General features: G+C 51.1%; 22 protein-coding genes. 3 read left to right on the top strand and 19 right to left on the bottom strand.

Annotated elements, in window-relative coordinates; genetic code table 11:
* Positions 1-2: 2 nt before the first annotated feature.
* A complete protein-coding gene (gene guaB / locus CWE06_RS11415; protein ID WP_126794349.1) occupies positions 3-1,469 on the bottom strand; it encodes an IMP dehydrogenase in 1,467 nt (488 codons plus the stop codon).
* A gap of 138 nt (positions 1,470-1,607) precedes the next feature.
* On the opposite strand from guaB, the gene xseA reads away from it, so the two are divergent.
* Positions 1,608-3,011: an exodeoxyribonuclease VII large subunit gene (gene xseA / locus CWE06_RS11420; RefSeq protein ID WP_126794449.1), complete on the top strand. Its 1,404-nt coding sequence runs from the start codon at positions 1,608-1,610 to the stop codon at positions 3,009-3,011.
* 1 nt (position 3,012) lies between these two features.
* Here xseA and CWE06_RS11425 read toward each other — a convergent pair whose 3' ends face one another.
* From CWE06_RS11425 to gspC, 14 genes are all read right to left on the bottom strand, one after another.
* Entirely contained in the window at positions 3,013-4,098 is a 1,086-nt protein-coding gene (locus tag CWE06_RS11425) for a hypothetical protein (protein WP_126794352.1), read from the bottom strand.
* A 502-nt stretch (positions 4,099-4,600) separates the two neighbouring features.
* Positions 4,601-5,461, bottom strand: coding sequence for a mechanosensitive ion channel family protein (locus CWE06_RS11430; RefSeq protein ID WP_126794355.1), 861 nt, complete (start codon positions 5,459-5,461; stop codon positions 4,601-4,603).
* A 34-nt stretch (positions 5,462-5,495) separates the two neighbouring features.
* Entirely contained in the window at positions 5,496-6,242 is a 747-nt protein-coding gene (locus CWE06_RS11435; protein ID WP_126794358.1) for a type II secretion system protein N, read from the bottom strand.
* 32 nt (positions 6,243-6,274) lie between these two features.
* A complete protein-coding gene (gene gspM / locus CWE06_RS11440) occupies positions 6,275-6,829 on the bottom strand; it encodes a type II secretion system protein GspM (RefSeq protein WP_126794361.1) in 555 nt (184 codons plus the stop codon).
* Complete coding sequence (gene gspL / locus CWE06_RS11445) at positions 6,826-8,019, bottom strand: type II secretion system protein GspL (protein ID WP_157981176.1); 1,194 nt, start codon at positions 8,017-8,019, stop codon at positions 6,826-6,828. The genes gspM and gspL overlap by 4 nt, the downstream gene beginning before the upstream one ends.
* Positions 7,979-9,019, bottom strand: coding sequence for a type II secretion system minor pseudopilin GspK (gspK, locus tag CWE06_RS11450; RefSeq protein WP_126794367.1), 1,041 nt, complete (start codon positions 9,017-9,019; stop codon positions 7,979-7,981). Before gspK ends, gspL begins: the two co-directional genes overlap by 41 nt.
* On the bottom strand, positions 9,016-9,654 hold the full coding sequence (gene gspJ / locus CWE06_RS11455; protein WP_241972552.1) for a type II secretion system minor pseudopilin GspJ: 639 nt from the start codon (positions 9,652-9,654) through the stop codon (positions 9,016-9,018). Before gspJ ends, gspK begins: the two co-directional genes overlap by 4 nt.
* A complete protein-coding gene (gene gspI / locus CWE06_RS11460) occupies positions 9,654-10,043 on the bottom strand; it encodes a type II secretion system minor pseudopilin GspI (RefSeq protein WP_126794370.1) in 390 nt (129 codons plus the stop codon). The genes gspJ and gspI overlap by 1 nt, the downstream gene beginning before the upstream one ends.
* Positions 10,037-10,609, bottom strand: a complete 573-nt coding sequence (locus tag CWE06_RS11465; protein ID WP_126794373.1) for a prepilin-type N-terminal cleavage/methylation domain-containing protein — start codon at positions 10,607-10,609, stop codon at positions 10,037-10,039. The genes gspI and CWE06_RS11465 overlap by 7 nt, the downstream gene beginning before the upstream one ends.
* Positions 10,606-11,043 (bottom strand): type II secretion system major pseudopilin GspG, encoded by a 438-nt coding sequence (gspG, locus tag CWE06_RS11470; RefSeq protein WP_126794376.1) that lies wholly within the window; start codon positions 11,041-11,043, stop codon positions 10,606-10,608. Before gspG ends, CWE06_RS11465 begins: the two co-directional genes overlap by 4 nt.
* Before the next feature lie 2 nt (positions 11,044-11,045).
* Positions 11,046-12,266: a type II secretion system inner membrane protein GspF gene (gspF, locus tag CWE06_RS11475; protein WP_126794378.1), complete on the bottom strand. Its 1,221-nt coding sequence runs from the start codon at positions 12,264-12,266 to the stop codon at positions 11,046-11,048.
* 3 nt (positions 12,267-12,269) lie between these two features.
* On the bottom strand, positions 12,270-13,841 hold the full coding sequence (gene gspE, locus CWE06_RS11480) for a type II secretion system ATPase GspE (protein WP_126794380.1): 1,572 nt from the start codon (positions 13,839-13,841) through the stop codon (positions 12,270-12,272).
* A gap of 17 nt (positions 13,842-13,858) precedes the next feature.
* On the bottom strand, positions 13,859-15,958 hold the full coding sequence (gene gspD, locus CWE06_RS11485) for a type II secretion system secretin GspD (protein ID WP_126794383.1): 2,100 nt from the start codon (positions 15,956-15,958) through the stop codon (positions 13,859-13,861).
* 8 nt (positions 15,959-15,966) lie between these two features.
* Positions 15,967-16,863 (bottom strand): type II secretion system protein GspC, encoded by an 897-nt coding sequence (gene gspC, locus CWE06_RS11490; RefSeq protein WP_126794386.1) that lies wholly within the window; start codon positions 16,861-16,863, stop codon positions 15,967-15,969.
* Positions 16,864-17,012: 149 nt separating this feature from the next.
* Here gspC and hslR point away from each other — a divergent pair, with 149 nt between their 5' ends.
* Complete coding sequence (gene hslR / locus CWE06_RS11495) at positions 17,013-17,405, top strand: ribosome-associated heat shock protein Hsp15 (protein ID WP_126794389.1); 393 nt, start codon at positions 17,013-17,015, stop codon at positions 17,403-17,405.
* A gap of 17 nt (positions 17,406-17,422) precedes the next feature.
* Positions 17,423-18,289, top strand: a complete 867-nt coding sequence (gene hslO, locus CWE06_RS11500; protein WP_126794392.1) for an Hsp33 family molecular chaperone HslO — start codon at positions 17,423-17,425, stop codon at positions 18,287-18,289.
* Between the two features lie 129 nt (positions 18,290-18,418).
* Here hslO and der read toward each other — a convergent pair whose 3' ends face one another.
* The 4 genes from der to hisS form a co-directional block, all read right to left on the bottom strand.
* Positions 18,419-19,876, bottom strand: a complete 1,458-nt coding sequence (gene der / locus CWE06_RS11505) for a ribosome biogenesis GTPase Der (RefSeq protein WP_126794395.1) — start codon at positions 19,874-19,876, stop codon at positions 18,419-18,421.
* A 93-nt stretch (positions 19,877-19,969) separates the two neighbouring features.
* On the bottom strand, positions 19,970-21,154 hold the full coding sequence (bamB, locus tag CWE06_RS11510; protein ID WP_126794398.1) for an outer membrane protein assembly factor BamB: 1,185 nt from the start codon (positions 21,152-21,154) through the stop codon (positions 19,970-19,972).
* A 2-nt stretch (positions 21,155-21,156) separates the two neighbouring features.
* Positions 21,157-21,774 (bottom strand): YfgM family protein, encoded by a 618-nt coding sequence (locus CWE06_RS11515; RefSeq protein WP_157981177.1) that lies wholly within the window; start codon positions 21,772-21,774, stop codon positions 21,157-21,159.
* Positions 21,775-21,879: 105 nt separating this feature from the next.
* The gene (hisS, locus tag CWE06_RS11520) at positions 21,880-23,154 is read right to left on the bottom strand and encodes a histidine--tRNA ligase (protein WP_126794403.1); all 1,275 of its coding nucleotides are present in this window, start codon (positions 23,152-23,154) and stop codon (positions 21,880-21,882) included.
* Position 23,155 lies beyond the last annotated feature (1 nt).

The following is a 23,155-nucleotide window of genomic DNA, read 5'->3' on the forward strand; positions in this document are numbered from 1 at the left end:
CGTTAGCCCATACGATAGTTTGGTGCTTCTTTCGTAATCTGCACATCGTGAACGTGTGACTCACCCATGCCTGCTGAAGTCACGCGGACAAATTCAGGTTTTGTGCGCAGTGTTTCAATATCCGCAGAGCCAGTTAAACCCATCGCTGAGCGCAGTCCGCCCATTTGCTGATGGATAATGTTGGCAATTGGACCTTTATAGGCAACTCGACCTTCAATTCCTTCAGGTACCAATTTCTCCGCCTGATTTGAGCTTTGGAAGTAGCGGTCAGAAGAACCATGGCTTTGGTTCATCGCGCCAATCGAGCCCATGCCACGGTATGATTTGTAGTAGCGGCCTTGATACAACTCCACTTCACCCGGTGACTCTTCAGTACCCGCTAACATGCTGCCTACCATCACACAGCTTGCGCCGGCAACGATTGCTTTCGCGATGTCACCCGAGAAACGAATACCACCGTCCGCGATAACTGGAATGTCTAAGCCTTCTAAACCAGCAACAGCGTTAGAAATAGCAGTGATTTGTGGCACACCACAGCCGGTGACAATACGGGTGGTACAAATTGAACCAGGACCAATGCCGACTTTCACAGCATCGACACCTGCGTCTGCCAGGGCTTTCGCGCCAGCTGCAGTGGCAACGTTACCACCAATAATGTTGAGGTCCGGATATTGTTTGCGAGTTTGGCGAACGCGCTCAAGGACACCTTCAGAGTGACCGTGCGACGTATCAATCAGAATCACGTCAACACCCGCGTCAACCAAGGCGGCGATACGTTCTTCCGTGCCAGCGCCAACGCCAACCGCTGCACCAACGCGCAAACGACCTTGGTCATCTTTACAGGCATTCGGTTTGTTGGCGGCTTTTTCGAAGTCTTTCAACGTGATCATGCCACGCATTTCATGCGCGTCGTTCACGATCAAGATTTTCTCAATGCGATGCTTGTGCATTAAGTTCAGGATTGTTTTGCTATCGGTGCCTTCTTTCACGGTGACTAAGCGATCTTCTGGCGTCATCACGTCGGCAACGGTTTTGTTGTTGGCTTCTTCAAACCGCGTGTCACGGCCGGTAACGATACCGACTAAACGGCCGTCATCAACCACAGGGAAACCATGGAAGCCATGCTCTTGGGCTAAAGCTTTCACTTGTTTAATGGTCGTTTTTGAAGTCACTGTCACTGGATCAGCAACAATACCACTTTCGAATTTCTTCACTTTGCGGACATGTGCAGCTTGTTCGCTAATGCTCATGTTTTTATGAACGAAACCAATTCCACCTTCTTGCGCTAACGCAATGGCTAGATCGGCTTCAGTCACGGTGTCCATTGCTGCGGAAACCAGTGGAATATTTAAGCTAATCGTACGCGTTAAACGGGTATTTAGGTTTGCTGTATGCGGCAGCACAGTCGAGTGCGCAGGCAGCAGGAGAACATCGTCGAAGGTAAGGGCTTCTTGGGCAATTCGTAGCATGGCAACATCTCCGCTGAATCGTAGGTGGTGGATTAATGTTGCGGCGGTATTTTACTCAGATCGTGCTCTGCAGTAAACTAAAAAATTCATTTTCTCGATGTCGAGCTCGCTGACAACAACGTTGGGCCTTATATGACCATGCATTCATTCGACGACCCTTTTGCCTCTGAACAGGGTCACGATGACGAAAAGCACAATATATTTACCGTTTCGCGTCTGAACAGCGAAGTCCGTCGACTGCTAGAGTCACACTTTGGCAGTATTTGGTTAGTCGGCGAAATTTCCAATTTCTCCGCGCCTTCTTCTGGGCACTGGTACTTCACATTGAAAGACGAGCAAGCACAAGTTCGCTGCGCCATGTTCCGAGGCAACAACCAGCGCGTGCGACTTGCCGTGAATGGTCGACCCAATTCACAAAACATGCACGGCCTGCAAGTGCTCGTGCGCGCTCGTTTAAGCCTGTATGAGCCACGCGGTGACTACCAACTCATCGTCGAACACCTTGAGCCTGCCGGTGCGGGCTTATTGCAGCAACAGTTTGAAGCTCTCAAGCAAAAGCTCCAACAAGAGGGGCTGTTCGCACTTGAGCGCAAAAAGCCGTTACCTAAACAAGTGCGCACGCTCGGTGTGATTACCTCGCCCACCGGTGCCGCCATTAAAGATGTTCTCAGTGTTTTGAAGCGCCGTGATCCCAGCCTCGACGTCATTATTTACCCCGCGCAAGTGCAAGGTGCAGAAGCCCCTGCACAGTTGCGTCACGCGCTTGCCACGGCCATTCGCCGCAATGAAGTTGACGTACTTTTGCTCACCCGTGGGGGCGGTTCGTTAGAGGACTTATGGTGTTTTAACGACGAAGCGTTGGCTCGCGACCTTGCCGCATGTCCTTTACCAACCATTAGTGCGGTTGGTCACGAGGTCGACTTTAGTATCTGCGATTTCGTCGCTGATATGCGCGCCGCCACACCGAGCGCTGCAGCTGAGCTGGTCAGCCAAGATCAACAACAGCTTGTTCGACAACTGCAACAAACCGAACAGCACGCAACGCGCGCGATGCAGCAAATCTTGCAGCGTCAGCGCACGCAGTTATTGCACTTGCGCCAACGACTGCAGCCATTAAGCCCGCAACAGCGTTTGCAAATGCGTGCGCAGCAGCTCGATGACTGGCAACAACGTGCGGAGCAAGCAATGGTGCGTCGTCTGCGCCAACAGCAGCAACAACTGCAGCAACTCCAACACCGTCTCCAACGTGCCCAACCCGGTCACGCATTACCCGCACTGCGTCAGCGTACTGAGCAGCTCTACAATCAAGGCGTGCGAGCTATCACACAGCGCCTCAATCAAGCGCTCAGCCGTCAACAAGCAGCACAGCAAGCCCTAGACATAGTCAGCCCCTTACACACCCTTAAACGCGGCTACAGCATTACTGTCAACGCCAACGGCGACATCATCCGTAACGCCAGCGCCTTCAAACCTGGCGACGAGTTACGCACCCGCTTCGCCGAAGGCGAAGTCATCAGCGAAGTCCGCCAAGTGAAGCCCTAGCTTAAGAGCTTATATCGGCGAGGATTGCTACAGCACGCTCATCACCGGCGGCAGCAGCTTGTTCGAGGAGTTGCAGACCGCGAGCGCGTGCAGCCTCGTCAGCTGCTAGATCATAAAGCTGCGCGCCATGGAAGGTCATCACGGTGAGATCGCCTTGATCAATGAGATATTGCGCCCAAGTTTGAGAATAGAAGTTCAACGCCATAAAGTGCTGAGCTGGCGGATAACCGCCACGAGCAGCGCGGTCATACCAAACCCACGGGCGATAGTCAGCCAACATAGGATATGGTTCGTTATTGCGGTCCCTTGTCATGGCCAAGCCGCCCAAAAACATTTGTTGTTCCGGAACACCAGCTTCCGCTAAAGGCAAGACGCGATCGAACGCTGCCTGAATGGCTTTCAGGTCTTCGGCGGTATTCAGATCGATTCGATAGTCTAATATGACTCGCGTATACTGAATTTGGTCGCCTGCCGTATAACGCCATTGGGGTTCAACTCGGCGATAGTTGCGGGTGAAATCAGTCATCGGTTCATTTAATACCGTTGACGCCAATACCTGCCCTCGTTTCCCAACCACTTGCACGATATTTACCCAAGTCTGCATGCCCTGCCGACCATAATGAGGTGGGTACTCAGGTTGTGCGCGTCGCCGTGCAGGGCGGGATTCGCGGTCACGACGCTCAAGCCAACCAGCTGAACGAGCGACAATTAGCTCATCTTGCAACTTTGTATAAAACGCTTCCGCTGCAGCGAGCTCTTCTGCGCTTAAGTGCGGCTCAATCTGCACGAGCAAATCCTCTGCACCCTCATGTCGCCACGCTTTCGCAGCGCGCAGATAACCCACCGATTTCACTGGGTCATAATCCGTCCCAAGCTCTTCAATGCTGAACACACCCAAGTAATAGGCAGCATCAGGGCTACCTAACGGCAAATACTTTAACATTTGTTCATAAGCCGACTCATAATTACCGTCGCGGTAGTCAATGATGGCGTGACGAAGCGTGATGGGTTCATCGTTTGCCGCTGCAGGGAAAGCAAGACCAACACTTAAGAGGATCGCGGTTATCGCAGTACTTATCCGGTACATAAAGCCAGTCCTTTGTTTGTTTTTTGTTATTCTCCAATATATCCCACACCATCAAAAAACACAAAAACCCGCTGCGAACCAGCAAACTAGCAGCTCGGGGGCGCGTATGGCTTGCGAATGCTGCTTTCTCGGAATGCAATGTAGCAGCGCTTCAGCGTGAGGGATACCGGAGGGAACTCCTGAGGAACGCCAAACTAACGGCTCGGGGGCGCGAATGGCTTGCGAATGCTGCTTTCTCGGAATGCAATATAGCAGCGCTTCAGCGCGAGGGACGCCGGAGGGAACTCCTGAGGAACGCCAAACTAACGGCTCGGGGGCGCGAATGGGTAGCGAATGCTGCTTTCTCGGAATGCAATGTAGCAGCGCTTCAGCGCGAGGGACGCCGGAGGGGACTCCTGAGGAATGTCGTCGCCATGGATGGCGACGCCATAGCGATACAGGGATGTACTCGAGCGATCCTCAGGAATCCCCTCCGGTGGCCCGGAAGCTGGAGCGCCAGCCTCTAGGTTTTGTCGACCTTGAGGACGCGCATTTCGCCGGCTTCGCCTTCGGGGTGATGAAGGTGAACGTCCATTTGTGGGTATGGGATACCGATGCCGTTTTCGTCGAGGGCATTCTTAATGCGTTCCATTAGGTCCCAATACACCGGCCAATAGTCGCTGCTGTTAACCCATGGGCGGACAATTAAGTCGACCGATGAGTCGCTAAGAGCAGTGACCGCAACGCGTGGTGCTGGGTCTTTTAAAACGCGCTCGTCGTTGGTGATGACGTCCATCAGAACTTCTTTCGTTTTCTTCAGATCCGCCTTGTAGGAAACACCAATGACCAAGTCGACACGACGCGTTGGTTCTTCCGAGAAATTGGTAATTTCGCTACCCGTAATGCGCGAGTTTGGAACGATAACGAGCTTGTTGTCCGGTGTTTTCAAAATCGTGGTGAATAATTCAATGCGTTGCACCGTGCCTTGAATACCACCAGCGTCGACGTAGTCGCCTGATTTAAACGGGTGGTAAATCATAATGAGCACGCCCGACGCGAAATTAGCTAACGAGCCTTGCAGTGATAAACCAATCGCTAAACCGGCGGCACCTAAAATGGCCACGAACGACGTGGTTTGGACACCCACGTGTGACAACGACATGAGAATTGCCGCAACAATAATAATGGCCTTGAGAATACCAGCCAAAAATGACACGACCGCGTTATCAATGTTGCTCTTATCGAGGCGCTTGACCATAAAGTTCGAAAGCGCACGAGCAATCATAAAGCCGGCAATAATAATAATTAAGGCAACGACTACCTTGCCGCCGAATAACAACATCGCGTCTTGATTTTCTGCGACCCAATCGAGAGATTCGTTCATGAAAATTTCCTTATGATATTAGAGCGATAGAGCATTATAGCCGAAAGTTGAAGTAACGACGACCCTCGGCATCTGGATTACCCAACCAAGCCAGTAACTCGGTGAGGCCTTCTGGAGCCCCAGCGCGTGGTGCAATACCAATGCGCAAGTCGACACCTTGTGGCGCAATCGTGCCGTCAACGCTGAGACCAAGTAGGTTGTCGCGCGGCATTTGCACCAACAAACGCCCCTCTGAACAGCCCACACGAACAGTATAGTCGCCTAATGGCTGCCAGCGCCGATTAAATTCGCCTTGTAAGTCAAAAGCTTGCACTTCACCGTCGAGAATGTCACAAACTGGTTCCCCGAGAACATAGTCATTTACCTGCAAGATCACCGGACCACGTAAGGCTATAGGCGATGAGACGGGGCTTAAATCGAGTAACTCAGACAAGTCACCGGCAAAACGCGCGTCGATCACTTGCACTGAACCAGGTGAAGCAATGACCCGCGCGTTACCAGCTAACGGGTTATTCTCATGTCGGGCAACTTGTAGGTCGACCACGCCGTTTAGCGTAAAGACATGCCAGGGCCGCACCTGCCAACTGATGTTGTGTACCGTTAAGTCGGGCGTGACCACTTGGGCAACGCTACCCCGCCAAATAGACCCTTCGACATTGTTCAAGCTCACACCTTGCGGCAAGGTCACAAAAGAAACTGCCAAGCGCGCGGGAAACACCACTACAATGGTAACAACGTAAACCAAAAGAAAAAGAATAACTAACTTCGTCCGAACAGCCATGGACACTTCCTGTAATTAAAATGCGGTTCTAATTAACCTGCAGCACGAATTTGTAAACGGCGCACGCGTACGACACCCGTCGTGTTCGACTCAGCCACATCTAAGTTTTCAATGACGACTCCGCGCTCAGAGAGCTGCTGAATAAACTGCAATAACGCGTTGAATTGCGCCTCGTTAAAGACCAGAACTAACGACTCATTCTGCGGTTGCGAGCGCGAGACTTCAAGTTCTAACTGGCCGGTTAGCTGATTCACCACACTATTTAACTGGTCAGCACGTACCGCTTGTACGCCTTGGCGCTGATTCGCGCGGGCGTATAACACCTGGCTAATTTGTTGCGCAACAAACCGTTGCGTTTCATAGTGCCCCTGCAGTTGCATTTGCGCTCTTGCTTCACGTTCATTCAGCGGTTGCCAAATACCAAACCAAAGTATCGCCGCGACCAGCATAACCGCCATCACTTGAATTAAGCGTTGCTCACGCTCTTGCAGGCCTTGCCAGCGCTGAGTCAATTGACCTTGATACTTAGTAATCGTCGGTTGCATACGCTGCATAACCGGGGCAGTCACTTTCGTCATGACGCTCATGTTCCGCTCCGAATAATAATTGTGCCGTTGATCTGACCACCGCGATTCGCCAATTGCCCTTGTTCAGCATTCAGCGCTTGCTCTCGAGCCGCGCGGACGAACCGCTCGAACGACTGTAAATTCTGACCATTCGCTTGCAAGCGCAGCTCACCACGTTGGTGGTCATAATTCATACTGGTTAATTCAATAGGCGCTGCTTGAAATGCCGGTGCCAACTCATTGAGCAACAGGACTATGCCTCCGCCACCGCCGCCACCTGTGCTTTGCACATGTTGCTGCAATTGCGAGCGGATGTTGGCAATTCGTGTCTCGTCTGGAAAGGTTTGAAAGTACAATGACTCGTATTGCGCTTGCACTTGCCGAGCTTCACGTTCAAGTTCGTAAATGCTCACTAACTTACTGCCAAAAAGCAGCGCAACAGCGACTCCGGCAGCGACAGCTGGAAACTTCCATGGCCCAAAATCGAAGGCACTAGTTTGCTGCACCCGATATTCGCCTTGCAATAAGTTGACTGCTTGGCTGAGGTTGAGTTTGGCACCAAGCTCAAGAGCCAGCGTTTCGGCGCCAGGTTCTAACACCGCCGGTGGCTGCGGCCAATCAAGTTCACCGTAATAGTTAATCTTTGCGAGCACCTCGTCTTCGTCGGGCTGCATGTAGCTGGCCAAGTGCGAGTCGATACTCACCGCTTGCCATTCACCTTGGCGAATGACCCATGCTTCGCCAAAATCGGCAACCGACCATTGTTGCTCGGCAACTGGCAACATAAAAAAGTCTGGATACAGCGCATGCGGATGTAAATTAGCCGCTGCTAACGCAGCCCGCCAGGTTTTAATCGCTTCCTTAGCCACAACTAAGACCGGAATTTGGTCGCTTTTGGGCAGCGGATCTGGCCACGCAAAGTGCAAGCGGTCGATGTCTTCGGCAAGTTCATCTTCTAAAGCAAAAGGGATCATGGTTGCGAGGTGACGACGGGACTTTTGCGGAATCTCGACGTCATGCAAGGCCACTGCCAACGAGCTCACAAATACGCGTAAGCTTCTGCCCTGAGCTTTTTCCGACAGGCTTGCTAGGTCATCGATGCTGTCCAGCTGTCCGCTTGCAACCGTGGTGTTTTCGCTATCGCTCCACACCAACCAATGTACCGGCGCTTTACTGGAAGCTGGAAGTCGGATTATCAGTTGTTCGTTCATCCGGGTCGTACCCTCCCCGCGATCGATGCAAGATATACGCATCGCCGCTGCTTATATGTATCTGACTGACGCCATAGAACTCCAGATCACCATACTGAATGGCTGCGCGCAATTCAAAATAACGGCTTTCGACCGTCAATGCTTGCACTTCTGGAATCCCTTCTAACGTTTGCCCGTCACCGACTAAATTCTGAATTTCGGCTTGCTGTTGAATGGTTTCAACATCTGCAAAGCCATCATCCGGCCGAGCATTAATTAAATTCTGTGCATTGGTGATGTCCATTTGGCCGCGAAAAAATGCAACCACGAGTTCTGGACGATCTTCTGGCACCGTATTTAAGTTTAACTGCCAGCGTGTGTTCGCTGGTATTGCACAAACAAACGGCCGTAACCGCTCGTAAACCTCTTGGGTATAACCCATAATTTGGCGCAGTTCAGAGCGGTGCGACAACAAAGTATTAGCCGCCTGATAGGGTTGCGGTAATGACTCATAGTCCGCGTCTTCCGCCCCAAGCGCGCTGTGCAACTGACTGTCGGCATCGAGCCAATCAATCAACGTTGCAGTCAGTCGCTCCGCGGTGTACTGGTCAAATTCAAGTACGTCCAACAAGGCTTGATACTGCTCAACTGCGACCGTAAACGCCGCAGGATCTTCTTCATTGTTGTAGACCGAATTTAAATTAAAGCAACTGTGCAGGTCTTTAATCTCTCCGGCTATTAACCCATTTCGCACTGGGAATGGGCCTTGCTGGGTCGCCCAGTTTTGCCCCAAGTGGGCACGCATATCGTCATTCTCAAGCTCTGCCAATAACACTTGTCGGCTTAGAGCCTCTGCACTCATCCAGTGCCAAAATGCTTGCTCTGCGTGGTCGCTGCTTACCACACGAGCAATTTGTAAACGTAAACGGCCACTCATTTGCACCGCTAAAACAGTGACAATCACCACAATCAGCAGCACCGTGATAATCGCGACGCCGCGTTGCTTTTGCGGAGTCTTCATGGAATCGCCTCAATTTTTGCGCCACTGACGATCAACCAACGTTCGATGTCGCCAAATTCTTCTGTCTCAAGTGTGACAATCACCACATCGGGCAACGAGTGGGCAATCTCCCACCGTTCGTACTCATCCCCACGAAACAAAAAACGCGCCGAAAACTCAGTGACACCCGTCATCAAATCTTGAATCTGCGGCTCACCGCGACTGTCGTCGACAAACGGCACGTACAAGCGCTGTAACACTCCATCACGCACTCGATAAACCACCGGCTGCAACTCACTGCGCGGTAACATCATGTCTGGGTTTGTCCAACCTGCACGCACAAAACCTAAAGCGCCACTGTCGCTGTCGAGTAACGCGCCGTCATTCGTCAGGTAATAATTGCGACGCTCTGTCGGTACCGCTCTGACCGGTCGCACCACCATTTGGCGGACATCGCGGTCGAGGGTCAGTAATGCAAACTGGAGCGCTTGCAAGCTCTCGTGACGACGTTCGCTGGCACGGTTTGCGTCAATCATATTCGTCAGTACCACAGCACTCGCGGCACCGATGATGGCGATAATCATAATCGCCACCATCACTTCAATCAGGGTAAATCCGCGCATACGCTGGATTCGTGTCGCATGCGACCCGCTCATTAGCGCCGCCCCATAAAGCTGCTGAGTTCGAGCAGCACTGGACCGTCTTCCGTGCGCCGCACGCGAATCGTCACCTCGCGTAAATCACCCGTAACGGTTTCAACGACTTGCTGCTCCCAAAACCAATCACGACTCGCTAGTTCAACGGTGCCAGTGAGTTCGTTTTGCGGCGGCCAAACGCCGGCTACTGTATTGGCGTAGACTTCGGCTAACCGATTACTGGCAACGAGTTGACCGAGGTAACGCTCTTCTAACGTCGACGTGCTCCGCAACTGCTCACCAGCGACAAATGCAGCCGCCAATGCTGCCAACGCAAAAATAGTAAGCGCAAACATGGTTTCAACTAACGTGAACCCCATTTGTCGTCGGCAGTTTCTGGCACTTACCATGTTTCGGCTTCCCGCAAGGCTGCGCTAATACCACTACGCGCATCGACTTCGTGGCTGTCTAAACCATCGAGTAAATTTTCGAAGCGCAATAAAAAACCAATAAATTCGGTACTTTCAAAAATAATCACTGTCGGTCGCGGTACCCGTTCGTCTGGGTTATCCGCTCGACGATCTCGACCAAACACGGACTCACGACCTTCTTGCATGTTATCAAGCAGACGAAACTGCCCCATTTCCAGCTCAAAGGTGATGTGATCAGGCATATGGGTCCGCTGCAATTGCGCCGATTCCGGTGCAATCCAGCGGCCTTGGTGCCAACGATAAAAGCTGTAAAACTGCAGCTCTTCGTCAAACTCAATACCATACACATGGTTGCGTAACAGTGCCCGTTCGCGAGCAAAGTGCAGTTGCTGCATGAACTGCTTAGCGACCGTTTCAGTACCTTCGTTAACCGAGCGCTGCGGAATACTCATGACAATAAACAAAGCGCCAATGCCAATAATCATGGCCACAATGAGGACTTCAATTAACGTAAAGCCCGTCTGTTGGCGCCGTGCTGAGATCATTCGTTATTACGCTCGTGCATATTCCAGTTGCCGATATCGTCTTGCGTTCCAGGCTGACCATCGGGACCCATACTAAAAATATCGAAACGGTTATACTGACCTGGATTCAGTAAGCGATACTCGTTGCCCCATGGATCAGGTGGCAGGCGGCGAATATAGCCACCATTCGGATAATTGCGCGGACGCGGATCAATGGTTGGCGCTGTTACCAGTGCTTCCAAACCTTGTTGTGTGGTCGGGTAAAAACCGTTGTCCAAATAATACATTTCAAGGGCATTCTCGAGCGCGGTAATATCAGAAATCGCCTTCTGACGATCCGCTTGGTCACGCTGTGAAAACACATTCGGCACCACGAAACTGGCGAGAATACCAAGAATGACCAACACCACCATGAGTTCAATCATGGTAAAACCGGAGTGCTTATTCTTTCTCATTTTTACATACCTGCTAATTGGTTGAGTGCCAAAATTGGCAAAATAATTGCCAGCACAATAAACAACACAATGACTGCCATAATGACAATCAATAGTGGCTCAAACACTTTTAAGCTCACATTCACAATTGCTGAAAACTGATTATCTTCGTTATCAGCACAACGCCGCAACATCTGCTCGAGCTCACCGCTTTTTTCCCCTGAGGCTATCATGTGCAGCATCATGGGCGAAAACAGTTTGCTATGGGCTAATGCTGAACGCAAACTTGCACCTTCCCGCACCCGGTCAGCGGCGTCATCGACCACTTCGCGCATGCGTAAATTGCCTAATACGGCAGCGGTGACTTTTAAGCCACTTAATAATGGGACAGCAGAAGCGGTCAAAATACTCAATGTGCGGGCAAATCTTGCCGTATTCACTCCGCGTACAAGCCCGCCAATAAAGGGTAAGTAAAGTAATTGCTTGTGCACACGATAGCGAAATTTTTGCTGCTGTAGAGCCTGTTTCCAAAGAATTATCCCGAGCACAATCGCGATCAGTAGATACAGTCCGTAGGCGCGTAACGCTTCGCTAATGTTGATGAGAATTACCGTAATGGTCGGCAAGTCTTGGCCGAGATCTTCAAACTGTTCAACGATTTGCGGCACGACCACGGCCAGCAAAAACGCAACAACACCGATGGCGACAACGGTCAAAACAATCGGGTAAACCGCTGCCTGAGTAATTTGGCTTTTCATTGCTTGGCGTTGCTCGGTGTAGTCCGCTAGGCGATTTAAAACTTCGTCTAAATGCCCAGACTTTTCACCGGCGGCGACCATCGAACAAAACAGATCATCGAAAATTGCCGGGAAGTCTCGCATGCCATCGGCAAGGCTATAACCTTCGACGACACGACTGCGGACCGACATCAACATACGTTTAATGCGCGGTTTGTCCGTTTGCTCGGCAACCGCTAAAAGCGATTGTTCTATAGGTAAGGCAGCAGCCACGAGCGTCGCTAACTGACGCGTGATCAGTGCAAGGTCTTGGGTGCTAATTCGACGCTGAAACCAGACTTTCTTCTTGGTTGTGCCTTTTTCTTCGGCACTAGCCGGCTCCACTGCGACCGGGAATAAGCCCATTTCGCGCAGTTGTTGGCGAATCTGACGCTCCGTGTCCGCTTCGAGTACACCTTCTTTTTTGCGTCCGTTCTTGTCGAGCGCTTCGTAAGCAAATGCTGGCATGGCTTATTCCTCGCGCGTCACACGAAGCACTTCCTCAAGCGTGGTGCGTCCTTTAAGAATCTTGTCGCGGCCGTCTTGGCGAATGCCCGGGTATAGCGTACGGGCGTATTTCTCAATCGCTTGCTCGCCTTTGCCGTTGTGAATAATTTCACGAATCTTTTCATCCACCACGAGCATTTCATGAATACCGGTTCGCCCACGATAGCCCGTGTGATTACATTTAGCACAACCCTGCGGCGAATAAATTTGTGGTGGATTATCCGCTGCAATGCCCAGCAATTCGCACTCTTCTGGGCTTGCTGTATGCGCTTCGCGACAATCTTTACACAAGGTCCGCACTAAGCGCTGCGACAATACCGCTAATAAGCTCGACGATAGTAAGAATGGCTCAATGCCCATGTCTTCAAGACGAGTAATAGCGCCAGCTGCAGTATTCGTGTGCAAGGTCGACAAGACTAAGTGCCCCGTTAACGATGCTTGCACGGCAATTTGTGCGGTTTCTCCGTCACGAATTTCACCGACCATGACCACGTCCGGGTCTTGGCGTAATATCGCCCGTAATCCGCGCGCAAAGGTCATGTCGACCCGCGGGTTTACTTGCATTTGACCAACCCCTTCGAGGGCATATTCAATCGGGTCTTCGACGGTAAGAATATTACGATCTTTGGTGTTAATTTCACTTAAGCCCGCATACAAGGTGGTACTTTTACCTGAACCCGTTGGGCCGGTAACCAAAATAATTCCATGTGGCTTGTGAATCAGTTGCGAAAAAATCCGCCGATTTTTATCCGTCATGCCGAGTTCGGACAAATCTAAACGCGCGTTATTTTTATCAAGTAGACGCAATACAGCCCGCTCGCCGTGATTTGACGGCATGGTTGAAACCCGCACGTCGACAGCACGGCCAGCAATCAGCAACGAGATACGACCGTCTTGCGGTAAGCGCTTCTCGGCAATGTCGAGCTGCGCCATAACTTTAATCCGCGACACCAGTAGCGACGCCAACTTACGATGGGGGCGCAGAATTTCACGCAACACGCCGTCGATCCGAAAACGAATGATGAGGTCTTTTTCGAAGGTTTCGATATGGATATCCGATGCACCTTCTTTAATCGCCTCGCTCAGCATGGCGTTAATGAGCTTGATAATCGGTGCGTCGTCTTCACTGTCGAGCAAATCTTCCGTTTGCGGCAGTTCTTCAGCTAACGAGAATAAGTTCACTTCATTACCGATGTCTTCCATCAGCTGTTTGGCTTCTGACGAGTCGCGTTGATAAGCCTGACTTAAAAACACATCAAACTCGTTTTCATTCAGCTCATGCACCTGAAACGGCTGCCCGAGCATGCGGCGAACTTCGTGTAAGGTAAAGGCTTTCGGCCGCCCACGGCTATTCAAAATCGGGGTATCGTCTTGCCACGACAACACCACGCCTTCGCGGCGAGCAAAGGCGTATGGCAAGCGTTTGCGCGCTAGCAATAGCTCGTCGTGTTCTTCACCAAGTGGTGCATCATCGAGTTCGACTGCAAGTTGCTCAGCCGCAATGTGGTCATCGGCTTTTGAACTTAACGTTCCCATAGACACCTCTTTCGTCATTACCGGTTGCCGCCCTGACCTTCACGCGCTTCACGCTCAAGCTCTTCAATGTCACGACGCCACTCGTCAAGGAAGCGTTGGTATTCTGGTGGCAACTCAGCGTCGTCATCCCATTCAGGGAGCACTGGCACCGTGTCACGCGAGCGCAGTGAGACACCACGCTGACGTTGCTCAATTTGTTGCGCACGAATATAGCTGTACTTACGCTGGCTTAAATTGCCCATCCGATCGTCATCACGAATAATGGTCGGGCGAATAAAGACCATGAGGTTACGCTTGCGCGTTGTCACGCTGGTCGACTTAAATAAGTGACCTATAATTGGAATGTCACCAAGCAATGGTACTTTCGATAGGCTTTCTTGAACGTCTTCGTCAATTAGACCGCCGAGCACAATGGTTTCGCCATCGCGCGCCAACACCGTTGTACGCAACTCACGTTTGTTGAACGTGACGTCCACTGCGGTTGAACCGGCGATACTCGATACTTCCTGTTCGATTAAGAGCTGAACAGCGTCACCTTCGTTAATTTGTGGTGTCACCCGCAAGCGCACACCAATTTCACGCCGATCAATCGTCTGGAACGGGTTGTCGTTACCTGAACTCGGGGTTGAACCGGTTAAGGTTGGTACTTCCTGCCCCACCAAAATACTCGCTTCTTGGTTATCGAGCGTGGTAATACTTGGGGCTGACAAAATATTTGAGTTGGTGGTGGTTGCGACCGCCTGAATGACCGCAGCCCAACCGTCTTGTACGGTGCCCATGAGCAGGCCATTGGCATTGCCAAGTAAGCTCGCTAGCATGGTGTAGTCACCACGACGATCCGGTTCACGTGTGGTAAAGATATTACCCGCATTATCGACCCGCTCAGTCACTGCGCCAGGCTGTGTACGTGCCGCTTCGGCAGCAACACCGAGCTGTCCAATCGGTACCATTTGGCCATTGCTGTGCTGCATCATGCCAATGTCTTCACTAACCCACTGAATACCAAAGTTAATGCCGTCGCCCTCAAACACTTCAACGATGATGGCTTCGACGAGTACCTGGGCACGACGAATATCGAGCTGGTTAATGACGCCTTCTAATGCCCGTAACATGTCTGGTTGTGCGGTAATCACTAATGCGTTGGTTGGCTCATGGGCTTCAATACTAATTTCGCCACCGGCGCGGCCGCGTGGAGCAGCCTGACCACCTTGACCACCACCACTACTTTGCGCGCGTTGCTCAGCTAAGATCGACTGGGTCATCCCGCGCAGCAAATCGACCATTTCGTTGGCTTTGGCATATCTTAAATAGTAAACCCGCGTATTTCCGGAGGTTTGCATTTCGGTATCAAGCTGCTTAATCAAACGAATAGCGCGCTCACGAGCACGTGGCTCGCCACTAATTAAAACCCGATTAGTGCGCTCGTCTGGCACAATGCGTGGTACCAACATTTCCGGTACGTTACTACCTTGTTGCTGAAAAACGGCTTGGGCAATCCGCACCATTTCCGCCGCTGACGAGTGCTGCAGTTGTACCACTTCAACGTCTTGGTTACCCGCTTGGTCAACGCGACGAATGATTTCGACTAAACGGTTTAACAGCTCGGCACGACCTGACAGCATAATGACGTTCGACGGATCGTACGTCATCACCGCGCCGCCTTTCGCTTGCTCATTCAACTGCCGAAGTAGTGGGCCTAGCTCACGAACTGAAACGTTCTGCACCGCAATCACTCGGGTCACCCACTCGTCACCTGTGTAACTATCGTCATCCACGACTGGGGTTGGCTTGGTGCGGGCGTCACGCTCGCGAATGACCTTGAGGACACCGTTATCCATCCGAACTACGGCGAAACCATACACTTCCAGCACGTTCAAGAAGAACGCGTAGTATTGGTCGCGATTCATGACGTTGTAACTGCGTACGTTAATGCGTCCACGCACTTCCGGGTCAATAATAATCGTCTCTTCAAGGTTTCGGCTAACCGACTGAATAAATTCGGCAATTTCCGTATTCTTGAAGCTCGCTGAGAACTCTTCCTGAGACACGGCTGAAGCTGGCACCAGCGCTAAACTCGCTGCGAGTGTTAAGCCTAGTAATTGAGATAGAAGACGCATGGTTATACCTATTCGTTTGGAATTCGGAGTTCGAGTGTCACTGGTTCGCCATCGCGTAAAACCACGATGGTCGCTTCAGTGAGCGACTCTAAACTTTGCATGAGCGACATCGCTTCTGCTGCATTAGTAAGATCGTAACCGTTTAACATGATGGCTATATCGCCATCACGAAGCCCGGCTGCCCGAAAAATTTCTGGATTGGATTTGGGGCTTAAGCGATAGCCGACTAACTCACCCGCTTCGCTATGAGGCGTAATCGAAATCAATTCCATAACGCTGTCGATCATGACTTCCGGCGTACCGGATAACTGAACTGGCGCTTCAGCCGGAACGCCTTGGCTCCGTGCCGGTGTCGCTGAAAATTCGGGGGTAAAATCGTCGCGGCCATCAAGGTATAAGGTTTCCATGCGCCCCGCGTTTTCGATCAGAATTCGGTCCGCATGAATTTCGCGCACGACCGCTCGGCTCGACTGAATGGTTTCGCCAATAATATAAACCACCTGATTATTGCCTTGCTGCACAATGGCTGCAGACAAGTCAGGGTTGCTACTAGCGGTGACGCCAATCAGGCGTATATTCAATGTGGTTTCAGGTGCACTCGTTGGCCGCACTTGCTGTGCAGGAACCGCACCGTACTCCCCAAATAGGTGAAGATTACGAACACGGTCGACATTAACTGGGCCGGCACTGTCGCTCACTCGGTTCGCCGCAGCCACGGTTACCGGTGTCACATCGGTTGGTGTGAATAGGCGGACACTGAGTAGCGCGACTTGAATCGCAATCAGAACAAGCAACACAACGCCCAACAGCATTGCCGTTGTTGCGATTGTTGATGCCCCTACTGCGGCTAGTCCACCGCGACCACTGACACCAAGGCGTAACCCTGATGAGAGGAAATTTTTCATAAACCCTTGCCTAAACGGCCTATTGAATTTTTGTTATAAGATTTTCATTCTAGCTTGCTAACGCCCGAACAACAACGTGTAAACGGGTAAAAATATGTAAGGAAAGATGTTAAAATTCGCTAACGCAAATTCTTTTACTGGAGCACTGCATGTCAAGCCATGAAGAAACGAGCATCCGCTTAGACAAATGGCTATGGGCTGCGAGGTTTTTCAAAACGCGTGGTTTAGCCCGCACCGCCATTCAAGCCGGTAAAGTGACCTACAACGGTCAGCGCAGTAAACCGGCAAAAGCAGTTGAATTAAATGCGGTATTGACGGTCCCGCGTGGTAGTGAGCGACTCGAAGTGGTTGTGCGCGGTTTGAGTGGCCAGCGCCGAGGCGCGCCAGAAGCGCAACAGCTCTACGAAGAGACGCCCGAAAGCATTAAAAAGCGCGAAGAAAATGCAGCAGCACGCAAACTCAATTCGCTGTATAATCCGCACCCCGAGCAGCGTCCGGACAAAAAACAACGACGCGAGCTGATAAAATTTAAACACCAGTAGTTAAACGAGGATTCACTATGCACAGCACGGATATGATTGCCCGCTTTGCGTTTCGCAACCACGATGTACGTGGCGAACTTGTGCGTTTGCAGGAAAGTTATCAGGCGCTCATCGCCAACCACGATTATCCGTTAGGCGTGCAAAAACTCCTCGGTGAATTAATGGCCGTGACTAGCCTTCTAACCGCAACCTTGAAGTTTGAAGGCCATATTAACGTGCAAGTTCAAGGCAATGGGCCGCTAAACTATGCCACAGTGAACGGTAGCCACGACCAAGCATTACGTGGTGTTGCTCGCCTGACCGAGACACCGAAAGACGAGAGCTTCTTAGGCTTAGTGGGTGAAGGCGCATATTTGGTGATTACCTTAAGCCCCGAACACGGCGAAGAGTATCAGGGCGTGGTGGGCATTGAAGGCAACAGCCTTGCCAGTACCATCGAAGCCTACTTCGCACAGTCCGAGCAGCTGCCGACCAAAGTTTGGTTATTTGCTAACCCAGAGCAAGGCGCAGCTGCCGGCTTCTTCTTGCAAGTATTGCCTGCAAGCGACAAGGACACCGAAGGTTTTGAACATTTATCAACACTAGCAGCAACCTTAACCGCCGATGAGATTACACAGTTATCGACGGAGGAAGTACTGCATCGCTTGTATCACGAAGAGCAAGTGGAGCTTTACCCTGAGCAAGCCGTCCGTTTCTTCTGTGGTTGTTCACGGGCACGCACGGAAACTGCTTTACGCAGTGTTCCGACAGCAGAGTTGCACGACATCATTGCCGAAAAAGGCGAGCTACGCTTAACCTGTGATTACTGCCTTACCGATTACGTGTTTAATGACTTCGACGTTGACGCCCTCAACGCTCACGAAGCCCCAAGCCAAGCACAATAGGCTAACGTTGCGCTGTTATTGATTCTTTCTTTAACAATATTTGTAGCCACATCAAAAAATAAAAAAGTGCCGCAAGTTATCAGCTTGCGGCACTTTTGTTTGTCTGTTCAAATCGTTGGAAACGCTAAACTATTTTTTCTTCACGAACTTCATCAAACGTTTACGCTTGCGCTGTTGCGACAATGTCAGTGAATTTTTACGCCCCTCATAAGGGTTCTTACTGGTACGGAACTCGACCTGAATCGGCGTCCCCATCAGTTTCAATGACTTGCGGAAATAGTTAATCAAATAACGCTTATAACTCACCGGTAGTTCATTCACCATGTTGCCATGAATCACAATCAACGGCGGGTTATAACCACCTGCGTGAGCAAATTTCAGTTTCACCCGACGACCGCGCACCAATGGTGGTTGATGGTCTTCTTGAGCAGCTTCCATAATACGCGTAAGCTGAGCTGTTCCGACACGCTGTGTCGCACTGCCATAGGCTTCTTGTACCGACTCAAACAAATGCCCAACGTTGGTACCATGTAGCGCTGAAATAAAGTGAATACGGGCAAAATCAACGAAGCCTAAGCGACGATCAAGTTCGCTCTTGACGCGATCTTTGTCTTCTTGCTCCATGCCGTCCCACTTGTTCACCGCAATCACAACCGAACGGCCAGCATTCAGCACAAAACCAAGAAGGTTTAGGTCTTGATCACTAATCACTTCGCGCGCATCAATAACCAGAATAACAACGTTAGCCTGTTCGATCGCTTGTAAGGTTTTCACCACCGAGTATTTTTCTATCGCCATATCAATGCGGCCACGACGACGCACACCTGCGGTGTCAATCAAGACATACTCACGGCCATCTCGCTCCATAGGAATAAAGACGCTGTCGCGAGTTGTCCCCGGCATGTCATAAACGACAACCCGGTCTTCACCGAGAATACGATTGGTCAAGGTAGATTTGCCGACATTCGGCCGACCAATAATCGCCAACTTAATCGGCTGGGCTTGTAAACGTTCAATTTCCGCTTCCGCGTCTTCTTCGGTCAGTTCCGTTTGTACTTCAGCTTGGCGCGCTTGTTCCAACATTTCTGGGAACTCGAGCGCTAACGGGTCAAGCACATCACGTAATAATTGCGAAACGCCGCGGCCATGTGCCGCTGCAATTTGGAATACTTGGCCAAGACCTAAGCCATAGAAATCTGCTGCAGCTGCATCGCCGTCCAAACCATCGACCTTGTTGGCAACCAAGTACACGGGTTTGTCTTGCTTGCGCAGATACTCAGCAATAAACTCGTCCGCAGCATTCGCACCTTCGCGAGCGTCAACCAAGAACAAAACCACATCAGCTTCGTCAATCGCAGCCAGCGACTGCCGTGCCATGGCTAGGTCTAAGCCCTCTTCCTTACCATGAATACCGCCGGTATCCACGACAATGAACTGGTAATCGTCATAACGCCCCTGACCATACTGGCGATCGCGAGTTAACCCCGGAAAGTCAGCAACCAGTGCATCACGGCTTTGCGTAAGCCGATTAAAAAGTGTTGATTTGCCCACATTCGGGCGGCCAACCAATGCGACCACTGGTAACATATTTATTCCTCTATAAACTAAAAGACGCCTGAGCTGCTTTGCACAGCTCAGGCGTTGCTTGACCTCTGGCCAAATTCATCGGATGTTTTGCGCTTAGCGCTCGCTTTGACGCACCGAATAAATGCGCCCTGCTGCGTCTTGCACAATAATGCGCTCACCAGCAAGCACTGGCGCACTGCGCACCGCGTCACCATTCAGCTCTAAACGACCAACCAGTTGGCCATTGCTGCGATCAAACCAGTGCATATAGCCAAAGCGGTCGGCAGCAACTAAGTAGCTGCCCAGCGTTGCTGGCTCGGTTACACTACGTAAAAATAAATCAGTATTCCGCCATTGCTCTAAACCATTGTTACGGTCGACGCTAATCAGATTGCTTTGCTGGTCAACTAACACAATGCGGTTTTGCACCTGAACGGGTGAACGCCATGCGCCATAATCACGTTTCCACAATGCTTCACCTGTACGCAAATCAAGCGCAACTAACTCGCCGTTTTGCGCTGCAAGATACATGGTGCCACCAACAATTAATGGTGTGCCATCGGCATCAACAATCCGCTCTAACTCCGTTGAGCCAGTTGGCGTTGCAATGCGCTCTTCCCAAGCTAACTGACCAGTTTGCGAAATTAACACCACGGCTTTACCGGTTGAGCCACCAAACATGACACCACCGCTAGAAATCACTGGCTGTGACGTCCCGCGCAATGATAACAATGACACGTCATCTTCGTGTTGCCATTGAATCCCGCCAGTGCGAGCTGACATGGACACCACACGGCCATTGCCTAAATGCACGACGACGCGACCATCGCCAACCGCCGGAGCAGAGAGAACTTCACCGGGAACGCTTTGTTCCCACTCAAGTTCCCCGCTTTCATTATTGAAAGCGAAAACTTTCCCGTTTTCGGTACCAACGAATAACAACGGACCAGCGACCGTTAAGCCGCTAATACGTGCTGGCTCGCCCTTAAACCAACGGTTTAAGATGCCACGACGACCACCGATTTCGTTACGCCAAATTTGGCGTCCGTCAGCAACGTTCAGTGCGGCAATCGCACCATGGCGATCAGCAACAAAAACTTTGTCGTCTTGCACCGCTGGGCGCAACCGCGAGTAGTGCTGCTGAATTCCTTGGCCGACTCGTGTCTGCCATTCAATGCGGCCTTCCACAGTCGTTGTGATTGGCTGCAATTCCGCATGGCGCGGGCCGTCATCAGAAGAAGAACAAGCAGCTAAGAGAGCTGTTGCAGCGAACGCGGTTAGCCAACGTTTTAATACCATTATTATTGTCCTGCTAAATTGTCGATTTTCATTTGCAAAGCTTGCGAAGCTGTTTCAGCTTGCTCCGTTTGCGCTAGCAGATACGACTCCCGCGCGGCGCTAAAGTTTCCACGCGCATAATGTAAATCGCCACGAATTTCTGCCACCAAGCCTTTATAAGCATTTTGGCGCACTGCATTCAAGTGAGCTTCGGCTTCGTCATACTGACCAAGTTCAATCGCAATACGAGCCAAACGAGTGCGTGTCAGACTTTTTAATTCGTCCGACTTCACTTCATTTAAAGCTTGCTGTAATTGGTTTTGTGCTGCACTAAAATCGCCAATTGACACTAAGCGCTGGGCCATTTGCAAACGAATTAAACCCGCATGCTCAGAGCCGGCAACTTCTTCAAGTAGTTGCTCAGCCACTAACAAACCTTCGTCCGCTGACGAGCGTTGGAGTGTTTCTAACGCTTCTTGATAAACAGCGGTGCGCGCTTGTGCTGCAGCTACCTGGTTATCTTGATAAGTCCGCCAGCCGAATAGCGAGCCCAATCCGATTACTACACCTGCAACAATCCACGGGCCGTAAGTTTTAATAAACTTTTTAATCTCTTCGACTTGTTGATCTTCATGTTCCACGGAGTTCTTCCTCTTATTTTGCAACCCGTTACTTTAAACTCAGTTGTTAACGTCAGGCACTTTAATCGACACCTTGTGACTTGTTCTTGTGACTTGTTCTTGTGACTAAGCAACCAAGCCAGTGAGCACGTCGGTTAACGCAGCATACGACAATGTTTCTTGCGCCGTGTCTTGGCGCAAATATTTTACTGTAATCTGATTATTTTGCACTTCTTCAGTGCCCAAAATGAGAGCGATTTCCGCCCCGCTTTGGTCGGCCTTTTTCATCTGCTTGGCAAATTTACCACCACCGCAGTGTAACATGACCCGCAGGCCGGCGACGTCATCACGTAATTTCTCTGCCAACAGCTGCGCTGGAATCTCAGCATCTGCGGTTGCAGCAAGAATATACGCGTCAACTTCACGTGGTAAGGCAAGCTGGTTCAGTTGCTCGAGCATGAGCACCAAACGCTCAACACCCATTGCGAAGCCAACCGCCGGAGTTGCTTTACCGCCGAGTTGCTCAACCAAGCCGTCGTAACGACCGCCTGCACACACTGTACCTTGCGCACCCAAGCTGTCAGTGACCCACTCGAATACCGTGCGGTTGTAGTAGTCCAAGCCGCGCACTAAGCGTTCGTTGTGTACATACCGAATGCCAGCAGCGTCCAAACGCGTGCATAGCTCGTTAAAATGAGCGCGTGACTCATCATCCCAATACTCACTTAACTTCGGTGCACCCGCCAACATGTCAGCCATGGCGGGGTTCTTCGAGTCGAGAATACGCAATGGGTTGGTTTCTAACCGTCGCACGCTATCTTCGTCGAGCAATTCCATATGACTGCGCAAGTACGCCGTAAGTGCGTCACGGTATTCAGCACGCGCTGCGTTTGACGCTAACGAGTTGAGCTCGAGTGTTAAAAACTCAGTTAAACCGAGCTTCTGCCACAACCGCGCTGTCATTAAAATTAATTCAGCGTCAATGTCTGGGCCTTGTAGGCCAAAGGTTTCAACACCCACCTGATGAAACTGACGATAACGTCCTTTCTGTGGACGTTCGTGGCGAAACATCGGCCCCATGTACCATAAGCGACGCGTTTGGTTATACAGCAAGCCATGTTCGTTACCAGCACGCACACAGCTTGCTGTGCCTTCTGGGCGCAACGTCAAGCTATCGCCGTTCCGATCGTTAAAGGTATACATTTCCTTTTCAACGATATCGGTTACTTCACCAATCGAGCGCTTAAAAAGATCGGTTTGCTCAACAATCGGCATGCGAATTTCGCTATAACCATAGCTACTGAGCAAGTCTCGAATCACCGCTTCGAAGAACTGCCACCGGGTTGTTTGCTCTGGCAGAATGTCATTCATTCCGCGAATGGCTTGAATTTGCTTGGCCACC

It is taken from the genome of Aliidiomarina haloalkalitolerans, from assembly GCF_003987315.1.
In the GTDB taxonomy this organism is placed as follows: Bacteria; Pseudomonadota; Gammaproteobacteria; order Enterobacterales; family Alteromonadaceae; genus Aliidiomarina; species Aliidiomarina haloalkalitolerans.